The sequence below is a fragment of the Fructilactobacillus sp. X2R6C1 genome, assembly GCF_059901295.1.
Map to the genome: position 1 here is coordinate 79,325 of NZ_JBWXUZ010000004.1, position 23,728 is coordinate 103,052.

At 37.2% G+C, this 23,728-nt stretch carries 27 protein-coding genes; 3 read left to right on the forward strand and 24 right to left on the reverse strand.

Annotated elements, in window-relative coordinates:
• Positions 1–19 precede the first annotated feature (19 nt).
• A complete protein-coding gene (locus AC6UDF_RS05240; RefSeq protein WP_500694424.1) occupies positions 20–592 on the reverse strand; it encodes a thymidine kinase in 573 nt (190 codons plus the stop codon).
• A gap of 230 nt (positions 593–822) precedes the next feature.
• Between AC6UDF_RS05240 and AC6UDF_RS05245 the strand changes: the two genes are divergently transcribed.
• Positions 823–2,175, forward strand: a complete 1,353-nt coding sequence (locus AC6UDF_RS05245) for a MurT ligase domain-containing protein (RefSeq protein WP_500708212.1) — start codon at positions 823–825, stop codon at positions 2,173–2,175.
• Positions 2,175–2,879, forward strand: a complete 705-nt coding sequence (locus AC6UDF_RS05250) for a type 1 glutamine amidotransferase (RefSeq protein WP_500694344.1) — start codon at positions 2,175–2,177, stop codon at positions 2,877–2,879. The genes AC6UDF_RS05245 and AC6UDF_RS05250 overlap by 1 nt, the downstream gene beginning before the upstream one ends.
• A gap of 40 nt (positions 2,880–2,919) precedes the next feature.
• Here AC6UDF_RS05250 and AC6UDF_RS05255 read toward each other — a convergent pair whose 3' ends face one another.
• Positions 2,920–3,276, reverse strand: coding sequence for a DUF1516 family protein (locus AC6UDF_RS05255; protein WP_500694343.1), 357 nt, complete (start codon positions 3,274–3,276; stop codon positions 2,920–2,922).
• 123 nt (positions 3,277–3,399) lie between these two features.
• Between AC6UDF_RS05255 and AC6UDF_RS05260 the strand changes: the two genes are divergently transcribed.
• Positions 3,400–5,790: a Xaa-Pro dipeptidyl-peptidase gene (locus tag AC6UDF_RS05260; RefSeq protein WP_500694423.1), complete on the forward strand. Its 2,391-nt coding sequence runs from the start codon at positions 3,400–3,402 to the stop codon at positions 5,788–5,790.
• Between the two features lie 43 nt (positions 5,791–5,833).
• Here the strand turns inward: AC6UDF_RS05260 and AC6UDF_RS05265 are convergent, their stop codons facing one another.
• The 22 genes from AC6UDF_RS05265 to AC6UDF_RS05370 form a co-directional block, all read right to left on the reverse strand.
• A complete protein-coding gene (locus AC6UDF_RS05265; protein WP_500694342.1) occupies positions 5,834–6,838 on the reverse strand; it encodes a serine hydrolase domain-containing protein in 1,005 nt (334 codons plus the stop codon).
• A gap of 74 nt (positions 6,839–6,912) precedes the next feature.
• Complete coding sequence (locus AC6UDF_RS05270) at positions 6,913–7,935, reverse strand: linear amide C-N hydrolase (RefSeq protein WP_500694341.1); 1,023 nt, start codon at positions 7,933–7,935, stop codon at positions 6,913–6,915.
• Positions 7,936–8,248: 313 nt separating this feature from the next.
• Positions 8,249–8,428, reverse strand: a complete 180-nt coding sequence (locus AC6UDF_RS05275; protein ID WP_500706865.1) for a hypothetical protein — start codon at positions 8,426–8,428, stop codon at positions 8,249–8,251.
• A complete protein-coding gene (locus AC6UDF_RS05280) occupies positions 8,409–8,600 on the reverse strand; it encodes a hypothetical protein (RefSeq protein WP_500706866.1) in 192 nt (63 codons plus the stop codon). The genes AC6UDF_RS05275 and AC6UDF_RS05280 overlap by 20 nt, the downstream gene beginning before the upstream one ends.
• A 623-nt stretch (positions 8,601–9,223) precedes the next feature.
• Positions 9,224–9,931, reverse strand: coding sequence for a Panacea domain-containing protein (locus tag AC6UDF_RS05285; RefSeq protein ID WP_500706867.1), 708 nt, complete (start codon positions 9,929–9,931; stop codon positions 9,224–9,226).
• A 60-nt stretch (positions 9,932–9,991) separates the two neighbouring features.
• A complete protein-coding gene (locus AC6UDF_RS05290) occupies positions 9,992–10,609 on the reverse strand; it encodes a RelA/SpoT-related domain-containing protein (RefSeq protein ID WP_500706868.1) in 618 nt (205 codons plus the stop codon).
• A 113-nt stretch (positions 10,610–10,722) separates the two neighbouring features.
• Positions 10,723–11,664, reverse strand: coding sequence for an N-acetylmuramoyl-L-alanine amidase (locus AC6UDF_RS05295; RefSeq protein ID WP_500706869.1), 942 nt, complete (start codon positions 11,662–11,664; stop codon positions 10,723–10,725).
• Positions 11,651–11,953 (reverse strand): phage holin, encoded by a 303-nt coding sequence (locus tag AC6UDF_RS05300; RefSeq protein ID WP_500706870.1) that lies wholly within the window; start codon positions 11,951–11,953, stop codon positions 11,651–11,653. Before AC6UDF_RS05300 ends, AC6UDF_RS05295 begins: the two co-directional genes overlap by 14 nt.
• A gap of 106 nt (positions 11,954–12,059) precedes the next feature.
• On the reverse strand, positions 12,060–12,401 hold the full coding sequence (locus tag AC6UDF_RS05305; protein ID WP_500706871.1) for a hypothetical protein: 342 nt from the start codon (positions 12,399–12,401) through the stop codon (positions 12,060–12,062).
• A complete protein-coding gene (locus AC6UDF_RS05310) occupies positions 12,401–12,790 on the reverse strand; it encodes a hypothetical protein (protein WP_500706872.1) in 390 nt (129 codons plus the stop codon). Before AC6UDF_RS05310 ends, AC6UDF_RS05305 begins: the two co-directional genes overlap by 1 nt.
• 37 nt (positions 12,791–12,827) lie before the next feature.
• The gene (locus AC6UDF_RS05315; protein ID WP_500706873.1) at positions 12,828–12,986 is read right to left on the reverse strand and encodes an XkdX family protein; all 159 of its coding nucleotides are present in this window, start codon (positions 12,984–12,986) and stop codon (positions 12,828–12,830) included.
• On the reverse strand, positions 12,983–13,327 hold the full coding sequence (locus AC6UDF_RS05320; protein ID WP_500706874.1) for a hypothetical protein: 345 nt from the start codon (positions 13,325–13,327) through the stop codon (positions 12,983–12,985). The genes AC6UDF_RS05315 and AC6UDF_RS05320 overlap by 4 nt, the downstream gene beginning before the upstream one ends.
• A gap of 11 nt (positions 13,328–13,338) precedes the next feature.
• Positions 13,339–13,752 carry a hypothetical protein gene (locus AC6UDF_RS05325; protein ID WP_500724002.1) on the reverse strand — a complete coding sequence of 138 codons (414 nt, stop codon included), beginning with the start codon at positions 13,750–13,752 and terminating at the stop codon, positions 13,339–13,341.
• Positions 13,697–14,536, reverse strand: a complete 840-nt coding sequence (locus tag AC6UDF_RS05330) for a hypothetical protein (RefSeq protein WP_500724005.1) — start codon at positions 14,534–14,536, stop codon at positions 13,697–13,699. Before AC6UDF_RS05330 ends, AC6UDF_RS05325 begins: the two co-directional genes overlap by 56 nt.
• A gap of 3 nt (positions 14,537–14,539) precedes the next feature.
• Positions 14,540–15,214, reverse strand: a complete 675-nt coding sequence (locus AC6UDF_RS05335) for a hypothetical protein (protein ID WP_500706877.1) — start codon at positions 15,212–15,214, stop codon at positions 14,540–14,542.
• Between the two features lie 3 nt (positions 15,215–15,217).
• Complete coding sequence (locus AC6UDF_RS05340; RefSeq protein ID WP_500706878.1) at positions 15,218–16,453, reverse strand: baseplate J/gp47 family protein; 1,236 nt, start codon at positions 16,451–16,453, stop codon at positions 15,218–15,220.
• Entirely contained in the window at positions 16,453–16,827 is a 375-nt protein-coding gene (locus tag AC6UDF_RS05345) for a contractile injection system sheath initiator (protein WP_500706879.1), read from the reverse strand. Before AC6UDF_RS05345 ends, AC6UDF_RS05340 begins: the two co-directional genes overlap by 1 nt.
• On the reverse strand, positions 16,824–17,219 hold the full coding sequence (locus tag AC6UDF_RS05350) for a hypothetical protein (protein WP_500706880.1): 396 nt from the start codon (positions 17,217–17,219) through the stop codon (positions 16,824–16,826). Before AC6UDF_RS05350 ends, AC6UDF_RS05345 begins: the two co-directional genes overlap by 4 nt.
• Entirely contained in the window at positions 17,212–18,126 is a 915-nt protein-coding gene (locus AC6UDF_RS05355) for a hypothetical protein (RefSeq protein WP_500706881.1), read from the reverse strand. Before AC6UDF_RS05355 ends, AC6UDF_RS05350 begins: the two co-directional genes overlap by 8 nt.
• Complete coding sequence (locus AC6UDF_RS05360) at positions 18,123–18,458, reverse strand: phage baseplate plug family protein (RefSeq protein WP_500694557.1); 336 nt, start codon at positions 18,456–18,458, stop codon at positions 18,123–18,125. The genes AC6UDF_RS05355 and AC6UDF_RS05360 overlap by 4 nt, the downstream gene beginning before the upstream one ends.
• Complete coding sequence (locus AC6UDF_RS05365; RefSeq protein ID WP_500706882.1) at positions 18,458–19,411, reverse strand: hypothetical protein; 954 nt, start codon at positions 19,409–19,411, stop codon at positions 18,458–18,460. Before AC6UDF_RS05365 ends, AC6UDF_RS05360 begins: the two co-directional genes overlap by 1 nt.
• The gene (locus AC6UDF_RS05370) at positions 19,411–23,718 is read right to left on the reverse strand and encodes a tape measure protein (protein WP_500706883.1); all 4,308 of its coding nucleotides are present in this window, start codon (positions 23,716–23,718) and stop codon (positions 19,411–19,413) included. Before AC6UDF_RS05370 ends, AC6UDF_RS05365 begins: the two co-directional genes overlap by 1 nt.
• Positions 23,719–23,728: the final 10 nt, after the last annotated feature.

Below are 23,728 nucleotides of genomic sequence, written 5' to 3' on the forward strand. Positions count from 1 at the left end.
TCGGCTTCAGCCATTCTTATTACTCCTTATTCTTTTGTGCTTCAATCGGAGGATTGAAATAATGATAACGACAAACAGGATAATATGACTCGTTACCACCCATAAAGATCTGCTCGCCCTCGTAAACGGGCTTCCCATCATGGACTCTTAGGTTCATAATGGCTTTCTTTTCACAAAACCAACAAATCGTTTTCATTTCTTCAATCTTATCCGCATACAATAGTAAATACTTCGATCCCTCAAACAATTTATTTTGAAAATCGTTTTTAAGTCCAAATGCCATGACCGGAATATGTAATTGATCAACCACTTCGGTTAATTCGAAGATGTGATGTTTATTTAAAAACTGGGCTTCATCAACTAACACACAACTAATGGGTTCATCGCGCTTTTCAATTTCATCTTTTACCATTTTAAATACGTTTGAATCGGAATTAATTGAAAGGGCCTTACGGGTGAACCCAATCCGAGAAGCAATGGTCCCCTTCTTTTCCCTGGTATCAACACCACTTGTCATCAAAATAACTGATTTACCCTGTTCCTCATAGTTATAAGCGACTTTAATAATTTCGATTGATTTTCCACTGTTCATTGCTCCGTAACGAAAGAATAGTTGTGCCAAGCTATCACCTTTTCTCTATTTTCACTAACTTTTTCATTATATCGAATTTACCACTTTTTCGCATCCAAATTCAAAATTTGTTCTACCATTTGAATAATTGCTTTTTCTTAAATTAGTTACTATTCTTACTTATAAGCGTAATTTTATGATAGAATTATTTTAATTGTGCAAAACTAATCATTTCTAAGGGAGAACTCATTATGTCATTTCAGAGTAGAATTGCCACCATGGCTGGTAAGTCATCTTACTGGTTCCTGCATAATTTTTTGCACCGTGGTAGCTCATTACCAGGAAAAATAACCACTGCAATTGATCCCAACATTTTAAAGACGCTGGGTAAAAATTACGATGTGATTATTGTGTCAGGAACGAACGGTAAAACTTTGACTACCGCACTGATCGTTCAAGTCTTAAAGGAAGAATATGATCAAATTCTGACTAATCCAACTGGATCTAACATGACTCAGGGAATTGTCTCAACCTTTTTACAAGCAAAGCATCCCAAATATGGTGAAAATCCAATTGCAGTCTTAGAAGTTGACGAAGCCAACGTAAAACCGGTTGTTCAAGCTATCAAACCAAAGATGTTTGTTTTGACCAATATTTTCCGTGACCAACTGGATCGTTATGGTGAGATTTACACTACCTACCAAAAAATCTTAAATGGGGTCTTACTAGCTCCAGATGCCTTAGTGGTTGCAAACGGTGATTCTGCCATTTTTAACTCTAAAAAAATGCCAAATCAACAAGTGTTCTATGGCTTTCAAGATCAACCAGCTGATAAAGACATCAAGGCAGCCCCTAACACAGATGGTGTTCTTTGTCCCGTTTGTTCACACATTATGCACTATCATTACATCACTTACGGAAATCTAGGTGACTATTTCTGCCCCAACTGCGGTTTCCATCGCCCAGAACTAGATTACAAAGTCACCAAAGTGGTGGACGAAACCCCTACTAGTTCGACCTTCGACATTGATGGAAATCAGTATTCGATTGACGTCGGTGGGACGTACAATATTTACAATGCCCTAGCTGCTTATGCGGCCGGTCGACAAATGGGAGTTCGTCCTGATCAAATTAAACACGCTTTTGAAACCAACAAACGACTCTTTGGAAGACAAGAAGAAATCAAAGTTGGTGACAAGGAAATAACCATTGTGTTAGTTAAAAATCCAGTTGGACTTAACCAAGTCATTGATATGATTTCTCATGAAAAAGAACCATTTTCGTTTGTCTTTCTTGAAAATGCTAACTATGCTGACGGAATTGACACGAGTTGGATCTGGGATGGCGACTTTGAACGTCTGCCAAAGATGAACATTAAAAAATTCATTTCCGGTGGTGAACGATACAAAGACATTACTTTCAGGCTAAAGGTTGCTGGGGTTCATGACGACAATCACATCATTGAACCAAACATTGAAAAAGTCTTGGAACAAATTAAGCAGCTTCCCACTAAAAAGGTTTACGTTCTGGCCACTTACACGGCTATGCTTCAATTCAGACATTTACTAGCACAAAAAGGATTCATTAAAGGAGGAATGGACTAATGACAAAAACCATTCGAGTGGCTCACTTATATGGTGACTTAATGAATACTTACGGTGATATCGGTAACATTTTGTCGTTACGATATTACGCTAAACAGATTGGCGTTGAGGTCACCTCAAACGTTGTTAGTTTAGAAGAAGGGTTCAACGCTGACGATTATGATTTCATGGTTTTCGGTGGTGGACAAGACTTTGAACAAACCATTGTTTCAAAAGACATTCAAACCAAAAAGGACGAAATTAAACGTTTCATTGAACAAGGCAAGCCTGTTATTGCAATTTGTGGTGGCTTCCAGTTACTTGGAAACTACTACGTTGCAGCTAATGGCGAAAAGCTTCCTGGCATTGGTGCCCTTGATCACTACACGGATGCAATGAAGGACAATCGTTTCATTGGAAACATTGAAATTCAAAACGAACAAACCAAGGAAAAATACCATGGCTTTGAAAACCACGCTGGAGTGACCTACTTAGGACCAAGTGAACGAGCACTGGGAAAAGTCATTAAGGGACATGGCAACAACGGCAAGGATGGTACAGAAGGTGCCATTTACAAAAACACCGTCTGTACCTACTTTCATGGCCCTATTTTAGCCCGAAACGGTAACTTGGCTAAGCGTATGATGTTTAATGCCCTTGAAAAGAAGTATCCCGATACTGATTTTTCGGGTGATACGAAAAAAGTAAAAGTTGAATCATTCTAAAATTAAAGCACTACCGATTAAATTGGTAGTGCTTCTTTTTTTACATAAAATGAATAAACGGTCGACCACCTGCTAGAAGCAATCCAAGAATTGCCACCACTATAATTGCAATCACGGTCATCCACAAAAACCATCCTGAAAGTTTCTGTTGTGATTTAAAGGCAAACGCCATCTCAATCAGACCAATCAATAGTAACGCGCAAACAACCTTGATAATCGTCAAGACTGGATCACGTCCCCATGCAAATGGGATCAGAAAAATTCCCGAAATAATTAAAATCACATAACAGAGTCTGGCAATCATCGTCATGACTTTAAAATGCCAGTTCGAAAAAAGAGCGATACAAACCACAATAAAAAGAACCAACCACGTTAATAAATGAATCCAAATTAGCATAATAACACTTCCCCATTTAGATTAACTCCATTATACACAATCCATAAGGACTTTTAGTCATAATTCGTTAACACCGTTCTTTGGTTATGGCATAATTACTGAAAAGAGGGAGTGGTGGATGACATGAAAAATAATCAGTTCGCACAAATACCAGTTAACCTTAACACCGCTAAACGGGAGTTAGCCCAAGTTGGCTTTAATCCAACCGAAATCGAAAATTCTAAAACCGTTCCAGAAGCATTTTTGAAATTACTTAGTAAAACGCTTATTAACGTAAACAATAAAAGTGGTCAAATGGAGCAATTGAATAATCGACTAGCGACTCCAGATAAACGACTTGGCGATTATTTGCAAAATAATGGTGAAGTCAACCAACGGGTTTTCTACCTAGTTGCCCTCCAACTGCTTGAATTTCAAGCAGACGTCGACTTTCATGTTGATGAACCACTGAAAGCAATGAAAAAAATTAACTTGAAGTACCTCAATAAACCTGATAAGTGGGACATAGACGACTTACTTCAAGCTTGGTACCTTCTACTAACCACCCATAACAAGACTGGTCAAACCTACCTTGATCACTTAGCAAACCAGGGATTCTTTAAGGGATTTCCAAAAGATAAGCCCCTCTTCTTTAATGGCAAAGCGCAGGCTATTTTTGAACCAGAAGACCTCATTTATGAGACAGTCTACGTTGAAACCGACACTGATTCTGATAAGGACGGAAAAGCTGATCTAATCAAAGCTGAGATCACCCGTCCCAAAACTAGTTTCAAGCTAGGAACTCTTTATACGGCTAGTCCGTACGACCAAGGGACAAACGATGCGTTTGGAGACCAAATCACTCATGATGTAAACAAACCAATTATTCGAAAAGAACCAGATGATACCATTTATTCTGACATTATGTATGAAGAACAACCCCAAAAGTTTAGTACTAGAACGCCAAAAGGTTTTTCCGATGAAGCCATTGAGAGACACGTTGCAAAGCCCGGTTATACTTTAAATGACTACTTCTTAATGCGGGGATATGCAGTGGTTTATTCAGCTGGTATTGGAACCAAAGATTCTGACGGAATTCAGACGTGCGGTTCTCCCGAACAAACCGATTCAACAGTTGCGGTGATTGAATGGCTCAATCATAAACGGCGGGCATTCACCAACCGCACGGACAACATCGAGATCAAAGCTGACTGGTCCAATGGTAATGTAGCAATGACCGGACGGTCCTACCTAGGAACCCTTGCCAATGCTGCAGCAACCACTGGAGTGAACGGCCTTAAAACCATTATTTCAGAAGCCGCCATCTCTTCTTGGTACGATTATTATCGTGAAAATGGCCTTGTAATGGCTCCCGGCGGATTTCAGGGAGAAGACGCTGACGTTTTAGCGGCTGAGACATTCAGTAGAAGTCTCAATCCTGGTGATAATTTCCAGATCCGGCCCTTCTTTGATCGCTACTTATCAATTATGCAAAAACAGATGGACCGTACTACCGGAAATTACAACGAATTTTGGGACGAAAGAAACTATCGAAACAATGTTAAAAACATTAAAGCCGATGTCTTGCTTGTGCAGGGCTTAAACGACTGGAATGTTAAACCAGTCAACGCAGCTAAACTATGGCAAGGAATCAGGTCTCTTCCAATCAATCAAAAGATTATCCTTCACCAAGGTCAACACATTTACATCAACGCCTTTCGTTCGTTTGATTTCAACGATATCGTCAACATGTGGATTTCACATGAGTTATATGGGATTGAGAATAACATAATGAACCAAATCCCAAATATGATTGTGCAAGACAACGTCAAGCCGGAAACGTGGAACAAAAAGAATAACTGGCTTGATAATCATAGTAAAAAATACTACTTAAATGATGAAAAACTAAGCAAAACTTCAAACAAAGGCCAACTTAAATACCAAGACCAGTTGGATTTGTCGCGATTTAAGGCATACTGTTCTCATCCAACACGGTGGGAAAAAGACTTACTTGATTCAAACAGTTCATTAAAAGGACACCGTTTGATCTTTAAGACAATATCTTTTAGTGAAGATCAAATCATTTCGGGATTTAGTACCCTTCATCTACGCATCGCCACGTCTAAGAACGTCGGACTCTTGTCAGCCCAATTGGTCGATTATGGGGACGCTAAAAGATTGAATGTTACCCCTACCATTCTTGAGCCCAAGGGAATTCTACTAGGACACAAATGGTACACGGATGATCTACGGGAATTCACTTTAAATAAGCATTCAACACCAAATAAAATGATTTCGTTTGGACATATGAACCTTCAGAATCGCCATTCTGCTTATCAAAACGATCAATTGGTCCCAAACCGATTTTATGATATTGACTTAACTTTACAACCAACCTTCTACCACCTTCCAGCTGGCAGAAAACTTGGACTAGTACTATACGGAACTGACTTTCAGATGACTCAGCGCGGGAATCAAGAGATTGAGTACACGATTGATTTGGAAAACAGTCATCTTAAAGTTCCTTATAAATAAGAAAAACACGTTTGTCTTAAATTAAAGCAAACGTGTTTTTAATCTAATTAAATAATTCATCAAGATAGGTGTTAATTAAGTCATTTCGATCTTCCATGAAATGATCACTTAAGTGAGGGTGAACCCGATTAGACAAAAAGACAAAGCCACTCTTTTGGTCCCGATTGAGTACGATTACCACCCCTGTGTAACCGGACTGCCAAATGTACGGATGACCTTCGTAATCAGCTAAAGCCCATCCAAATGACCGGGTGCCATCTTCCATCGGCGTCTGATCGGTATACAATTCATCAAACGTCTCATTATTAAAGATGCTACTACGACTATTAACCTGAAGCATCCACTGGGCAAAACGAGACAAGTCATTTAAAGTACTAAACATCCCAGCTGAACCACAATCATCGCCCAAGATTTGCGCCTTCGGGTCATGAACTTCACCCTGCAAATTAGTACGGGTTTCTTCATTGTATGTAGTGGGAACAGAACGTTGCACTTCTGGGTGAAAAGTCGTGTCATTTAAACCAAGTGGTTTTAGGACCATTTGCGTAATCAGTGGTTGAATAGGAATTCCCATTACCAACCCAGCAATCCATCCTAAGAAAATATAGTTCACGTCTTCGTATTTCATTTGCTTGTTAAAATCATCACCTACATGAAGGCCTAAGAGTGCCTCACGAAGCTGATTGATATTCATCTGATTTCGATTGGGAATGTACCCTTCAATTCCAGAAGTATGGGTCAACAAATGACGAATTGTAACCTCCGGATACTTCCATTCTGGTAAATAGTCAGAAACAGAATCATCTAGGTGAATCCGTCCATCTTGAAGTAATCGCATGATAACTGGCAGGGTCCCGACCACTTTGGTCAAAGAAGCAATGTCGTAAACGTCGTTTGGTCCAACGGCTTCTTTCGTTGGCTCCACTTGCTTTAATCCCATCTCATCGCTTTCAACGTTCATCCCAGTGATAAACGAAAATGCCGCACCTGGGATACTCTGGTTTTCAATCATTTGTTTAATCTTAGCTTTTGTCTTTGAAAAATTCATTTTTATTCTCCTAATAACCTCAATTATACCAATTTCTCTAAAAATTAAGAGAGCAAATTGCCTCCAGATTGAATTTACTGAGGCTCATTAACTTTCCACGTCTGATCAACGTCAAATTTCTCAATTTCAGTGCGGTTAGGATCAAGAGTAGCACGGGTCATCGTCGGACAGCTTGGTGTTTGTAAATATAAGGTCCTGTTTTTAACATCATAACCAACCCAATACTGAGTAGAATCACATTGTTGCGGCAAATCAGGATTTCGACTGATACCCTTTGGAACGATGAATGGCTTAAAGCAATTGTATAAAGTGCTTATTCCTTCAGCATCGGAAAATTCATCAATGTTTTTCGAGATAAAAGTTGCCCGAATAAACCGCGATGGTGAAGAATAATCTCCTGGAATCCCAAACATTCCATATCCAGTACCACCTTCAATTGGATTAACCGGAAATTTTCCACCAATCTTAGTCGGCTTCTGATTATAAGCATTTAACGAAACGTAATTTCTAAGGTTAGTAGTATGAAATGAATATTGTGGACTATTGGTCATCACTCCAATACTATCGTATATTTTAAATCTACCATTGTCCGTCGCTTCAAGCACAATGGAATTCCCGTTTTCATCAGAAAAGGTGTAATGAAGATGAAGCTTACCAGCTTTTCCATGAAAAACATAAGGTTTATCAATCAATCCAGTGGCCTTAGCGAGTTTTCTGATGTCATCAAGCGTTGCACATTGAGTTAAAACATATGTCCCAAATTCCTCACCAAAAACTGGTGTTAGATTACGAGCTTTTAAATCTGTTTCACTTCCATGAGTGGTTTCCAGAAGAACCTGAAGATCTCCGGTGATTCCTTTTTCGTTGATACCATCAAACAGAAGACTTCCTTCGTCAGGGCCAATCCCCATAACCGCATACTTGCTACGCCAGTTTTTTAATTCTGACTGAATTATCTGATTTGCGGGAATATTTACGATTTTAGTTGAGACAGCTGCTTTTTCGTTAGGGGAATCAAAAAGTGGAACCATAAAGTCCATCGTACGGCCCCAAAACGGATGACCATCTGTAGATTTAATAATAATTGAAGTGCACATATCCAAATCCTCCTCATATTTATTTATAAAAAATTTTATTTATAAAAAATGCCCTCAAACATAATTATGTTTGAGGGCATTATCATATTTGAATTACCCGTATGGGCATAAATACCATATTTATTCACTGTTTATAACTATTCAAACGCTAATTATCTAAATAAAAGTAGTATTAAAATGAATAAAAGTAAAACTCATGAGACCAAATGTGAGACCAAAACTATTTAGCATCCCAATTTTTAGTAATAGGTTCTTCACTTTGTGCGAACGCTTTATTTAGCTTTTCATGTTGTGAAACTTTTTTCTTGATCAGTCATGTTATTTTAATGCTTTTAAGATTGCCAGGAATAACTATATTCTTACCGTTCTTTTCAGTTACATCAAAATCAATGTAATTATTTAAATCTTTCTCATAGTCTTCCATTCTTTTGTTAGCAACATTTTGTGCCATTACTTTTTCATATTTAGTTAATTCATTTAGAGTTTTGATCATTTTCAAGTTCCTCTTTCCTTGTCTTTAGTAACTTTTCGAGTTCTGCTATATCTTCCAATGTTGCCCTATTCTTTATAAATGTTCTGGCAGTCGAACGATATCGCAAATACCTCGCTCGTTCTTTGTTCTTATTTTGCCATTGTTTATTTAATTCTGTTTGACTTTTTGCCATTAATTTTGATTCTCCTTTATTCCTAAAAGAGTAATGAATAAAGCTAATGCTGTACTTAAAAGCTGAATCATAATATCACCTGATAAGAATCCAACTATTACTAATAATATTGATATAATGTATTTTATCATAACTTGTGTTAGAATTTTGTATACGAAAGAGAGGGACTTTCGTCCCAATCCTTCACTTTTTGAAGAAGTCGTTATAGATTTTTCTTATCAACTCATACACAGCCAGTGAACCAGTTGATAAACTTGCAAAGTCTGTAAGGGCTTCTTTTATTATGTGTCCTAACACTTTTTCACCTCCTCACTTACAAATACTATAATACTACCTGTAGTATTATGTATCAACCTTTTTTATGTAAAAATCGAAAGAAATTCAAACAATAATGACGTCTAAATATCGTTGATATATCAACGTTTTGTGTATTTTTCAAACGCAAATCAAACGCAAATCGAAAGACTTTTCTGCATATTTGCTGCAGGTTTTCTGCAGGTAAATTAAATAGAATGTTGATATATCAGCATTTATAGTTATTTATTCTGCAGATTATCTGCAGGTTCAAAATAGTTGATATTGAATACAAAAAAAGCCCACCAAATTAATTGGTGAGCTTTTTACTATTCTGTTTCAACATAATGATACTTAATAATATCATCGTCAGAAATATGAATATTTTGCCCTTCTATATAATTTCTAGACCAAGGGCTTCCACTTTTATGAGTAAGATTAATTAGTAACTTTTCGTCCATATTACCATAATTTTCAATTATCTTATTAGCACTATTCAATATAAAATCCATATCTTTTGAAGCGTATATCTTATCCGTGGACTCATCTGCAGCAGGCAAATTGTCTCTTAAATATTTAATTCTTGAAAATGGTTCAACCGGTCCATAATCCCATGCACCAAATTTCTGAGGAAATAACTCCTTTCTTGTTGTAACAAGAAAGTCAGCATAAGTTAGATATAATAACTTCTCTAATTTCTTAGGAGAAATCCACCAAATATTTAGCTTATCGTGAAGGCATCTTAAAATGTAACTACAAATATCAACGGAAGAGAGTTCAACTTGACTATTTAATAATTCACCAAAATCTTCAAAATTATCAACACATGACACATCGCAAAAGTATGGATCCATTTTATAGACAGAATCCCATGATGGATTACTAGTCTGTAAAACATGTGTGCTTATTTCGTAATTTGGATATTTCTTAAAAAGTAGTTCATGCTGCTTTTTAATTTCCATAATGTTTTTTGAAGAAAAGTGATAAGCAAATGCTTGTTGTCCCTTTAATCTTACCAATTCTATTAAATGAAACATTTTAAACACCTCCCCCTTCTTTGTTAAATGGTAACATATTATATAAATAAAATAATACAATTAGTACTTATTTCTATTGACTTCATGTTTTTTATGTTCGGCATAATTATCAGCAACTGATTTTGGATCCCACAGTTGTATTTCCCATGAAAAATGGTTATTCTCGTCTCTTAAGTAGACATGTACGGCTCTATATTTACTAGTGGACTTGTTCTTTTTATATGGTCTATAAATATCAATAATCGTTTCACTGTCTCTTAACTCTTTTAAATAATCAACATACTCATCAACATTTTCATTTAAATCACTTACTAAAAGTCTAACCCCGACTAAATCATTGACAGATTTATTAATAATAATTTTGCCTTGTGTTTTAGTGTTCGCAAGATATTGATCCATTTTGTCATGAAGTGATTTTAATGTCTTAACTCTAGCATCAATTCCTAATGTATATAATTCAACCATGCCATCACAAAAAAGATTACTAGACATAAATTTTATATAATTTACTGCAGTTACTAAAAATGTGTTTGAAGATATTGCATCGCTGAGGTACATTTTATTAAAATTTAAATTGCATTTATATTCATTAAAGAATTTCAATGTTAACGAAGAATATGAATTGTCGATTGTTTCAATTGTTTCTTTCAGTTCTTGTTTTCCACTAATCGTTAACATTAGTTCGCACCTCTAAATTTGATTTATAAATTGTATCACAAAATTTAAAAAACAAAAAGCCCACTATCCTAGGATAGTGGGCTTTGTTGATTTACGTTGTATGTGAAAAGATATTATCTAAATGTTCCCCAAGCGGCCTGGCCAACAGGTCGAACTGGACAATAAAGAGTCTTACCGTTGAATCCAGTATAAACAACCCATACGTAGCCATTTTGTACTACATAACCGTAGTATCTAATGCTTGCGTAAGCTGGTAGTCTACCTGATCTAGTTGCACTCGCAGATGGTGCATAGTGAACGTTGATTGGCTGATTACCATTGGTAAACGTTGCATTTTCTGAATGGAAATCAGAGTTATTTGCTCGTGGTTTTTGAATTGGTTTGTTTTGATGTTGAGGCTGTGGAGTCGGTGTGTAAGTTGGAGTATTTACATTGCCAACGCCGTACTTAACGTCATGAGCAAACTGTGCTGGTGTAATGCCCATTTGAGACAAGTAACCGTACGGGTCAGTGTGATCGCCCCAAATGTGATTACTAATCCAGTTATGTGACTTAACGCCAACGTAACCATCAGAATCAGTATCTAATGGGATGCCATACTTTTGTGCACTTTCTCGAAGTAAATTAATGTATGTTGCATAGTTTACTTTGAAATCTTGTGCGTTGTAAGTTCGCGCTAATTCAATTTGGACTGGTGCATTAGCATTTGCCCATGAACCAGCTCCCCATGCTTGATAGCCAGGTTGGCCAATTTGATAAATGTTACCAGGTTGATCAGCATTGTTGTTTCCGACGATGTATTGAACATAAGCACCGTTAGAATACCATGTTCTCTTTTCAAAAGCAGCATTGTTTTGTGCAGTAGCCTCACCACCGGTTTCATGCGCAACAATAATCTTATTGTTAGTGCGATAAGGTGAACCCTCACTGCCTGTCAGTTGATACTGATAATTGATGTTAGCGGCATGAGCATTTGGCAAATTGACTGCAAATAAAAAGCTCGCTGACAAAGCAGCAAGCCCGGTAGCAATAACTTTAATTTTATTTTTTCTCATTAGCATCTTGAGTCTCCTTTTCTTTATTTTCTGTTCCTGGAGCATTAACTTTCGTTACGTTGCTAACAACCCCCAACATTCCAAAAATAGTAAGTAAAGTAGTAATCAAATCTGCAATGCTTTGATAATCAATTGGAAAGTTAATTCCAAATATACCAAAGATTTGTTTAATTGCTACTAGACCTAGTGAGAACAGACTGGATAACAAAACCCCGTTGTACGTGCCATCGGGGTTTTTGATATTGATATGAATGTTGTGTTTCTTGAAAAATGCTTCTAGTTTATCCATGATTTCCTCCCATAATTAACATTTCTTTCCGCCGCCTTTTCCTGATTTGCTTGAACTCTTTGATTTTCCTTTAGCCATAGTGAACACCTCCTTTCAATATTTGTAGCTATCTCTTTTGTTGCGTATGTGAGATTTTTTTATTCGAAATCCTGTTAATCTTGTCGTTAAGGTCTTTGATGTCTTGCTCAAATTTTGCAATCTGCGCGTCTTTATTTTGAATAACTAGTCTCAATTCGTTGTTCTCCCTTTCTAACTTATTTGCCCGTTTTTCGGCATTGTTAGCACGCTCCCATAACTGTGGAGTATTTTTCATATAGCTCATTTCTAAGTTGGCATTGATTTTATTATTATTGCTTTTACTGGATTGCTTGCTAGCCCAGTAAGCTAAGACTCCAGAAGCAATGCCAGAAACAAGCCCAATTATGCTAACGATGATTTTTTCGCTCATTAGTCACCACCGCCAATCAGTTCGACGAATAAATTGGCGATTAAAAATAAAATAAGAATAGACGAAAGGTGCAACGGAATTCCTGGAGCATTCATGTCATGCCAGAAAAAGATGATGAAATACGCTACCCAGATTCCCAACATTGAAGATAGACAAAGTCGATGCCAGTTTCTCGCACGATTACCAGTAATTCCCACGGCAAAAGCAAAACTGCCAATGATAACAAGCAGTACAGAAATCAGAGGATCCTGTGCGTGAGCTAAGACGTGAGCAAAGATATCCTGCTCATCTTCAAAGATTCCTTTAATAACCAATAAATAGATTCCAAGTGACATCGTTTCTAGCCCTGCCATCGTTACAAATCTATTTTCTTTAACTTGCTTCCACATCTTCCCATCTCCTTTCTTTCCAAAATAAAAACGCCAACTAATTTGTTGACGTCTTTTTATATGTGGCAAAATCTTTGCCAGTTATATCTTTAAACTCATCTGCAGTGATTTTTCCATCCACTGCTGCTTGATAGATTGAATCATCAGGCAAATAACCCCAAGAATAGACCATTTTTAAGTAAGCATAAGTACTCATTGCTTTTTACCTCCTTGCATGATTTGAACCGTTAATTCACTAATGGCCATTTGAACTTGGCTGTTTAGCTTTTCTTGTTTTAAATCATTTTGATTGTCGTTAGTATTAGATACTTCTAGGGCTTTTACTTTATTAGAAATGTCTTCTAAGCTCATGATTGGCAAATTATCAGGTGACAAAAGTGCATTATCAACAACACGATAGGAAAAGAAAAAGCTACCAAAATTTGATAGCTCATTTTGCGGTATTAATATTTTTTGCCAATCTTGATGGTCTCGTGGTTGAGTTTTAGAAACCTGTGTAACAAATCCATCTTTATCTGTTAGTACAAAATAGTACATATGATCATCTCCTATTCATCTTGTGCTGGAATAGTAATTTGTTGTAGCTCAATATTATAATTTTTTGATGTTCCATTATCACTTCTAACATCAGTAATCCATTCACAAATCATGTTATCTCCCTTGATATCCAAATGTGCTATTCCCTGATATCCATTGTCTCCTCGAACGTTCACATCAAAACTTGTGTTGAAATGATTGAAAGCGTCAATTCCAGAATAAAAAACGGGCTGCTTCGTAACAAAGTCTCCCCAGTTTAATCCGTAAATTGATTTAAAATAGAGAACACCATTTTGAATTTTATAATCCATATTAAGAGTTGCATCACCAAATCTCGTATGTTTGTTAATCCAACCAAATGTTTCTAGGTTAGCTAATGCCCCCCCCCAATTTATACCAATTTTCCCATTTTCCAGTAGCTTCATCAAAATTAATAACACTCTCATTGTATCCAAAATACAACTGCTTTCTGGTTTGTCTTCCATCCAACACAACTAGAAAGCCAAATGGTGCATTATCATAAGGTGGCATACCACCACAAGAATTTCCAATTCCTAAAGCTACGGTATGAATTCCCAGACTAGTGTAATTTTGAAAATTATCGTTTTTACTGGTGATGTCAGATAACATACTTAATGAGGTACTCTTGCTAGCATAATCTTTCTTAACTGAATTTAAGGCAGTTTCTAACGTTTGGCTTGAAGAAGTATCAATCTCTGCTTCAACACGTTTGATATCTGATTGTGTTGCGTAAATATCAGAAGATGAAGTAAACGTGACGTTATCAGTGGCACTGATACTGATTTTGAATGTGTATAGCAATCCAGAGGGATGTTTACCATCACTATTTGGAATCAAATAGTCTGGGTGGTCAGCACATTCGACCGCAAATAGAATCTCTTTGCCATCTTTATTTTTGGCATAAATTCCATAAGTCTTAACGTACAGACCATTACTCATACCTGAGTTATTTACATATCCACGAACATTAGTTTCGTCACTTCCATTGTTTTGATAGGTGCTAGCGTTTGAAACTAATTCTTTCGGTGAAATGTCAGTTAAGGCTTTAATTTGATCGTCTTTTTGGTTGGAATTATCCATTGAGGAAAAAACAATTCGTGAGTAAGTAATGCTATCTTGACCGCCGTTCACTTTACCTAATAATTCAGTACCAGTGTTTGTTAAAATACTTTGATTAAAAGTTGGCATTTTTTATTCTCCTTTAAATTTGTATTTGCTTGAAATTGACTTAACAAAGACGTGTGCGTTTGTGCTTTCGTTGTACTCAAAGTTCGGTTCACGCTCATTAAATGCATCGTGTGATGAACTCGTCGCGTAGTAAATCGTTTGACTAGCCGACTTGGTATAACGAACATCTGATAACTTGTATTCAGGTGGCAACATATTTTGAATTGATTCAACCAAAATACGTCGCTTAGTTTCTTCTTTATTTCCAGAAACAAAATCGAATGGAATGTCAGTGATTTCAAGTTCTTCAGGATTTTCAGTTGGTAAGAAGTCAAACATATTTATTGGAATATCAAGTACGAAAGAAATCATTTTCTTCAATTCATTGGTTGTTGAACCAGTAATGTTTTGCATAATTTGAATACGAATTTCAAAGCGCAAAAACTCGTCGTCATCATCAATTCGTTGTATTCCATATTCTTTAGCAATCAAGTCCAACTGTTTACCTTGCGCATACGAAAGTTGACGGCATTTATAAACGTCTAATAATCCATTCTTGCTATAAACAGCTAAATCTCCAATGATATTTAATAATCGTTGATTGTTGCTATCTGGCCGTTGTTCAAGGACAGACGGAAACGCATGAAGAACCTCACTTTTGATGGTTTTGTCTGATAAGTCTGTATCAGTGTTAAACATAGGCTATGCCTCCTTTGTACTAATCGTGATTAAGTCACGACTACATACCGGAAGCTCAAACTCATCAACTGAAATATCTTTCTGTTGGTAATTGTCGTCAGTCAAACTAATGCCAATGGAAACGTTGTTAATTCCTGGAACAGACCAAGCGGGTGCAAATAATCTAGAGTATAAAACTTCAGAACCCATCGTTAATCCGTTAAAGTAAGCTAAAATATTACTCTTAATGGTGTCTAACGAAGTGTTTGGATTGAACTGTGTATCGTCAACTTCAAGGTCAATCTTGACGTGAATATTAACTGCTTTTGCACGGTCGAATTTAATCTCAACTGGTTTGTTGGCTACGTCTTTAACAATCTCACTACGTTTTCCAATCGTTGTAGCGACTGGTGTTAAATGGTCAAAATAAGTCTCAGCAATCTCTCCATCATCTCCACCAATCACATATAAATGGCAGGACTTAGCCGGATTTCCATAACTATCAGTCGACATCGTATTATTAGCAATTAACCTAGCGTCAGAAACACCAGCAATGTTTTTGATGGCCGTTTCAATACCATTCTTAGTCTCACTAGGTCGATGCATGTTATTAATCAATAATCTATTTCTTAATTGATCATCAGTCTCTGCATCTGTCCCACCATAAGCGGCTTCTGGATTAGTCACATTGAAGAAACCGGCAACAATGTTTTCTGCGTGAGTAATCGTGTTAGCAACCACATTTTCGTTGTACCCAGCATGTACTGATTTTGCTGGCACAATACCACGACTAAGCGCATTTCCATACTCATCAACTAACGGTTTCTCTTGACCCGTAGAATCTTTATAATTACTAGGTTCGTTTAATTCCAAATCGTTGATAGTTAGAAAGACGTGGCCGTCTGCCGTTCCAAATTGTGTTCCGGCAGGAATAATGGTTGGATTATTTTGGTCAACGTATCCATCAATTTGTAAATCAACATCAGCTTCAGTTGGTAGTTTTCGATAAATACCTAAATCAGTTCCATGGTCTTCCAGGTTTTTACCACTAGCTGATTGAATAAATGTATTTTTATAAATTGCTTGGCCAAGTTGTTCATTACGACTTTGAATGATTGACAGAATACCAGACAACAAGCCCTCAATCTGTCCGTCAGACAAGTCAATGTCATCACCAAAGTATTTGATGAATAGATTATTGATATCTTGTCTGATTTCTTTTAATCCTGGAACTTGATATCCATTTTCGTTAAGTGGCATTACTGATCACCTCCAATAACTTGTAAATTAACTGAACTTTCATTGTGTAAGTTCACAGTGATTTGTAGGTTAGTTACTCGATTTTTCTTATCAAAATCTAGAGTAGTAACCTTGCAAGTCACAAATTTGTTCAATGCTCGTTTCAAATATTCAGTAACCACTGTTTCAATAACATCAGGACGTTTTCCATTCAAAATAATACTGTTTTGGTCAACTCCCTCGGTTCGGTCCCAAATAATTTCGCCAAGATTGGTACCAAGTAATATCTTGATTTTTTGTGCTAGAGCGTCATTATCTTTTACATAATCAAAGGTCCCATTACTGTGACTGAACACAATATCGTTAGTATTTGGATCCACCTTAATGCTTTTCATGAAATCACACTTTCTATTACCGGGTCTTGGATACTATGCAAACGTTGTGACGCCAGCTTAAAGTTAGTCGCTCCATGCCAGTTATCATTGTCTCGGTCTAAAAATCCGACCAAAACAATAGCCCCAATCCGCATAAGATTAAGGCTTTCTTTTTCATCTATCACATAAATAGATGCTGGAACAATGCAATTGATTAATAATGCTCTGGTTTGGCCATTAGATTTTAATGGTAACGGCTGAACATTTGCACGACGGTGGGCAGTATCATAACCGACCACTCTGCCAATAGTGTGACAGTTAATTTGAGTTCCCATAAACTGAGTTAGATCGTTCTTAATTAATCCAATCAACTTATTATTAGGGTCTGGCTCTTGTCTAAATGGTTTAGGCATATACTTCCACCTCCATCGTAAATGTCGTATAAGTGTGACTGTGCGTGATTGATTTTATTCGCTTAAGTCCCCAGCAACTGTTGGTTTTAATGTAAACAGGACAGCCGGCGTACAAACGCGGATCATCAAAACCGTCCATCGTGTACGTATTTCCACCGTTATCAGCAGCATTAGCGTTTAACTGAGCGTCTTTTTCAAGTGGTCCATAATCAACGGTCCCAATTACGATAGCCGCTGTATAAGGGTCAGGCGCATTAATACTGTCGATGCATAATCCTGTCGGACGGTAATACATCCGTGAGTTGCAATCAATCGCAATATTATTAATCACGTCAATAGGCTTGTCATCAGCGGAATAACCGTTTGGATAAGTTTTGTTATTACCAAGATTGCAAGAAACAATGTTAATTCCAGCATTATTTTTAATAGTATTAATAATCGTCCACGCTGAAGTTCCTGGAGAAAAACTAATATTTTCTTGGACTTCTTTTTCTTTACTACCATTTTTTCCATAAGTCTTGGTTTCTGTGACTTTGAGCTTATCAATGTCAGCATAACTTTGTCCCTCTAAGAAAGTAATTTGCAAAGCATCATCAGCATTACCAGTTTGTGGGACAATCTGGCTAATATTACCTACCGCAATCATTCCATAAATGTTTTGTGGACCAGTGTCAATTTGAACTCGATCGCCAAGAGAAATTGTGTTAACTGCCGTCTTAGTTGGATTGTAGATGGTCACTGTGTTTTGACTGGGTGTATTCTCATCATTGCTAACAACTGAGTAGTCGAACGCAATGTCATGTGCTCCAAAATTAAAATGGGTAACTGAGTCGCCGTTATCATGGTCAATCATGACGTGTGCATCATAGTTAAAATATTCGCCTTGCTGTTTTTCAATTTGTGTCATGACTGGTCCTCCTCTCCGTCAACAACGCACAAGAATACAGTTTCATTTAGATTAGCTGGATTAATGTTAGTCTCTTTGCCACTATCATCTAGTGGAATTAATGGCTCCATTGGTAAAGATGAATTCCAAATTCCACGCCACAATGGTTGGTTCAACACCAATCTTTCTCCGGCATAGATTACATTATTCTGGTCATCTAACAAATCAACTGTATAAAAACGCCCTATCGCATTCCAATTAAATCGAAAGTTATAATTTCCATCTCCCAATTTGATTGTCTGTATATAGGGCATCGAATTTTTATCAATATCAATATATTTTCTTCGTGGCATTATTTAACCCTCACTCTCACACCAATGGGAATAAAGCGATCAGGATAATGGTTCCAATTTCTAAGTGTCTGAATAGCAGTTCCCCACTTTGTCCACATCCACCAATATGTCATACCTCTCGTAACTGTGATGTAAACACCAGGTGACGGTTTATAAGGTGGTTTTGGTGGCTGAGGTGGCTTTTGAGTTACCGTTGTTCGTTCGATAGCATGTTTAGCACTTAAAAATGAAATCTGAAGCTCCATTGATTTAACCGTTGGATTATTCATAGACCGACCAACAGAAGTGAAGTAAACGTTTGGTAAATAGCTAAATCCATCAAGTGTTAGTTCAACTCCCATTTGTTGCCAAGTCAACAGCTGTTGGTATTTGTGTACCATCGTTTCGTACGTGTCTCCATAAATAATGTAACTGGCTGTTGTCGTTTTATCAGAATTAATACTGTAATTAATCCTTGGTTCTAAGCCGGGTGTTGGATATGTTGCATTGGACGAGTTAACCGTTTCAGACGGTGAAGCCTCAACTAGCATAATTACAGCAGTTTCCGACATGTCAGAACGATAAATAGCAGTCAGTCCACGGTTAGCATGATTCTTTCGTGCGTCATCAATGAACGCATGGATGTTATCAGAATTACTACGATTGGATTGAACCTCGTACTGTCTTTTATGAATGACTGTATCGTACAATTCTTGCTTTTCTTTAGCTTCGTCCTTACGATTGGCCAGACTCTTTTCAAGCTTTTGTGCGTTATTCAATTCAGCTTCTAGCTTTGCTTGTTTCAGCAATGCTTTAGTATCGTCATCAGAAGTATCTGGCTTTGGCTCACGCTTCAATTCAGCAATTCTATTTTTAATTTCAGCTTCACGTTCGGCATAATACTTAAGCTGGTCATTTGCTGACTGCTCCTTTTCAGCAATCTCTTTATTACTAAAAGCATCAGTTATTGCCATTAGATAGCACCTCCAATCACGTTTCTAAACTTCTTGGCCAAATCATCGTCTCGTTGATCAAGAATTTGTTGTAGCTTAGAAAGCCCCTTTTCATCGGCATTTTGAACGTTAATGGTTGTACGATTATCAATCTTAACGTTGTCATTTTTCTTACTATTTCTAACAAGTGACTTACTTGATTCATGGTCAATAACAGTCCCACCAGTATCCGGCTTAAACAGTTCTGGACCACGTTCACCAACAACCGATAACTCATCTTTGCTAACGTGACCACCATTTGCATAACCATGGCCATTTCCTAATGCTCCAAGTCCACTACCGTAACGGCTCTTTGCATAGTTCAATCCAGCTAAAATGTTATCGAAACCGTTCATGATATTACCGTGTCCTGGTAATTTGAATGCATTAAATGTTGGTGGAATAACTTGCATTAGTCCACGAGCCAAGTTACCAGTTCTATTATTAATATCTCCAATAGCACCTTGAACTGCATTTGGATTTCCAGAAGATTCAGTTGCAATCTGACGTAAAACTTTGTTAACCATTCCATCGTCGCTAGATAAATGAAGAATCTTCAACGCTTGTTTTACATAGTCTCTCCAACGTTGTACGCCAGAGCCACCTGGATTACCTTTGCTTCCGCCGGCGTCACCATAATCACTGAATAATCCTTTAATCCATTTCATTGCACCTTTAGCGATTGTTCCTGGAAAATGACTAACTGATTCTTTTACTAAATTGACGTTAGACTTGATACCAAGACCACCAACAAATTTATCAAAGACTACATTCATAAAACCTGCTGGGTCTTTCATAATCTTTTCAGACATATCAACCAAGTCGGCACCTTTGTCCCAAATACCTTTAAATGCGCCAGTTACAACTTTCGTAGCTTTACCGGCCACATTTTCAGCACCTTTAACAACATTTCCAACTACTTTACCAATACCACCTTTATAAGATGGAATATTGAGTCTTGATAGCATCTTAGCAGTCTTATTTCCATCAAGAACGCTGGTTCCCTTTGGCAAAAGAACATGTAGATTACGTTGTGCTGGGAAAATACCAACCTTTCCATTTGGAAGTTGATACATTTCTCGATAGTTGGATCCGGAGCCATCGTTTACCTTTGCAGGTCCGCCTGGATGTGTGTCATTAGTACCAGTTGCATAAGATGGCTCAGGAATCTTCCATTGGCCTTTAATCTTATCAGCACCAACTTTATCAAGAACCCAGTTAATACCGTCGTGCAATCCACCTAACATTTTGTTAAATGGATCGATAACTCCTCGAGCAATACCAACAACTGCATGATGAATACCACCAACTGCATTTTTAACAGTGGTCTCAATTCCTCTCCACATGTTGTTCCACTTATCAGAAACCCAGCCAGTGGCTTTACCCCAAACACCTTTAATGTCGTCCCAAAGTTCACGGACACCATTTTTAACGTTGTTCCAGGCATTTTTAAATAAGCCAACAATTTTTCCAAGTCGTCCGCCGGTTAAATCGTTGACCCAGTCAAATCCCAATCTGAAAAGGTCTTTAATACCATTCCACATGTTAGATACAATGTTTTTAACATCTCCACCAAGTTTATTCCAGTGTCCATGAATCAAATCGGCACCAGCCTTAGTAATTGAGGAATTTAGTTTAACGCCATCTTGAGAAATCTTATTAGCGTCATTCCACATGTTTTGGAATTGTTTAGGCGTGTTTTTACGTAACCAACCAACGGCTTTATTAACACCATCATTTAGTTCATTCATATATTTTTGCGCAGTTTTTGGTGCGTCTTTAAATGAATTACCAATGTCTGATCCAATATTCTTGGCACCTTTTTTAAGGCCATTCCAAAGATTATTGAACCATTTTGTTAATCCATTCCATCCCTTTTGAATTAAGTTAACTCCAACATTAAAGCCTTTGCTAACTAGTTGACCCTCTAATTTGGCTGGTTTAGTTAGGTTTTTCCAAAACTTACTAAAGAATTTTGTTAAACCGTTCCAACCTTTTTTAATTAGGTCAACTCCAACATTGAATGCCTTACTAATAATTTTTCCTTCAAGCTTGGCAGGTAAAGAAATTACTTTCCAAAATTTACCAAACCATTTAGAAAGACCATTCCAAGAGTTTTGAATTAATTTAATTCCACTGTTAAATCCCTTAGCAATATCTTTACCAACATTACCTACAGATTTACCGATATTTCCAAACCATTTGCCAAGTCCTTTAAAGAACTCTCCAACACTTTTGGTTGCTTGACCAATCCATTTACCAAGACTACCAAAGAACTTTCCAAGGTCTTTACCAATTGTGTTCACAAAATCTCTGAACGGCTTACAGTGCTTATAAAGTTCAATCAATCCAAAGGTAATTGCAGAAACAGCTAAGACGATTAACCCAATTGGGTTCATATCCATAGCAATATTTAAGGCTATTTGAGCTCCTTGAACTATTTTAAGAGCAGCACTCCATGCCATTAAAGCTCCTTTAACAGCAACAATTGGCATTACAATTCCACCAATAGCAGCTCCGATTGCCTTTATGGCATTCTTATGTCCTGCCATTGTCTTAAGAGCATCAGCAACCATTTTAATTGGATCAATAGACTTCTTAGAGTTTCCAAATAAATCTCTAAATCCTTTGCTAATAACATCAAGAACCATTTTGAATGAATCCCAAACACCATTAGCAAGTAATCCCACAATTTTAGTCAAACTACCAATAATGGAAATGATTGAACCCATACTGCCAGACATCACTTTAATTAATGCAGCAGTTGCATTAGCAATTTTGCCAATTGCAGCACCTAATTGTGCTGCAGCATTTTGTGTAGCCTTATTATCCAAAACTTTGCTTAGATTACTTAAACCAGTACTTGAAACTTCAACAAGTGGTTTCATAAGTGCTTTACGCGTATCAGCAAAAGATGTTTGGATGTGATGCATCGAACCCTCAGTCGTACTATTAAATTCTTTAGAGCTTTTACCAAACTGTCCGGAAGCCTTAGCAAGTATGTCGTTAAATTGACTACTGGTCATCTTGCCAGAATCAAGTAACTTCTTAAATGAATCCTGGCTCATTCCACTTGCTCTTTGCAAAGCAGAACTCATGCCTGGTGCAGCTTTTTCAACACGTCCTAACGATTGACTAGTGACTTTCCCACTACTTTCAATACGGTTTAATCCACCAGCAAACGCATCTGATTGTTGACCACTTAAATGCAACTGATTAGATAATGTAGCAACTCCCTTAGTTAATGCTTGTGTCTGCTTAACATTGCCAGTCATTCCATAGAACTTTTGTGTTAATGCAGTAACTGCTCCACCAGACAAATTAGAATTCTCTTTAATTTGTTTGATAGAGTTTCCTAATTCATCAACACCTTTTTTGTTAACTCCCATGTTCCGGAACTTAGCACCAAAGCTTTCTGCTGCTAGTGCGTCTTCATAACCAGCCTTAGCTTGATTAGTAATACTTCCAGTAATTGCATTAATTCCATTAGTGACCACACCACCAACAAATCCACCGACTAAAGCGTCTTTTAGCTTTCCAACTTTGCCATTAGACTCTTCACTGGCATCTCCCATTTTTCTAGCAGATTCATTAAATTTATTCATGTTAGGACCAGAACCAGATGCAGCTCTTCCAAGTTGTTCTGTAGATTCTTTAATCTTATTAATTTTAGGGCTAGCTTCATCTTTAGCCGTGAAATTAATTGGATTTGGTTTCTTTAACTTCTCAATCTCCGTTGAAACATAGTGCACTTTTGGTGATACCTGATCATTGGCTGTGAATTCGATTGGATTAGGTTTTCTCATCTTGCTCATTTCGCTTGAAACATAGTGAACCTTAGGGCTTACTTCATCGTGTGCTGTTAGATTAATTGGTTTTGGTGTCTCGACTTTTTTCAATGATTCGTAAACACCATTGACCTTTCCCTTAACTTCAGATAAAGCAGAGTCGTTTTTGTGTAGTTCACTAGAGAAGTTAGCCGTCTTACTAAATGCCAATGATTTTTCACGTAGTCCGGAATAGTCAACACCAAGCGCTTTGATGCCGTTACCAGCTTCACTATTGGCGTTCTTTAACGATTCCATTGAGCCCTTAATCTCGTTCACACTGTTTTTTCCGGAACTTCCAAATGAATTGAAATTAGTATCTAAGCCGGTAATCTGATGAGAAACAGCTTCAAAATCACTCTTAATGTTTTGGATCATCTGAGTAACTTTTTCAAGTTGCTCAAAACCATTCATATGCAGATTAAAATTAAAGCCGGCACTTTGACTTGAAGAGTTTGCCATAGTTTAACCT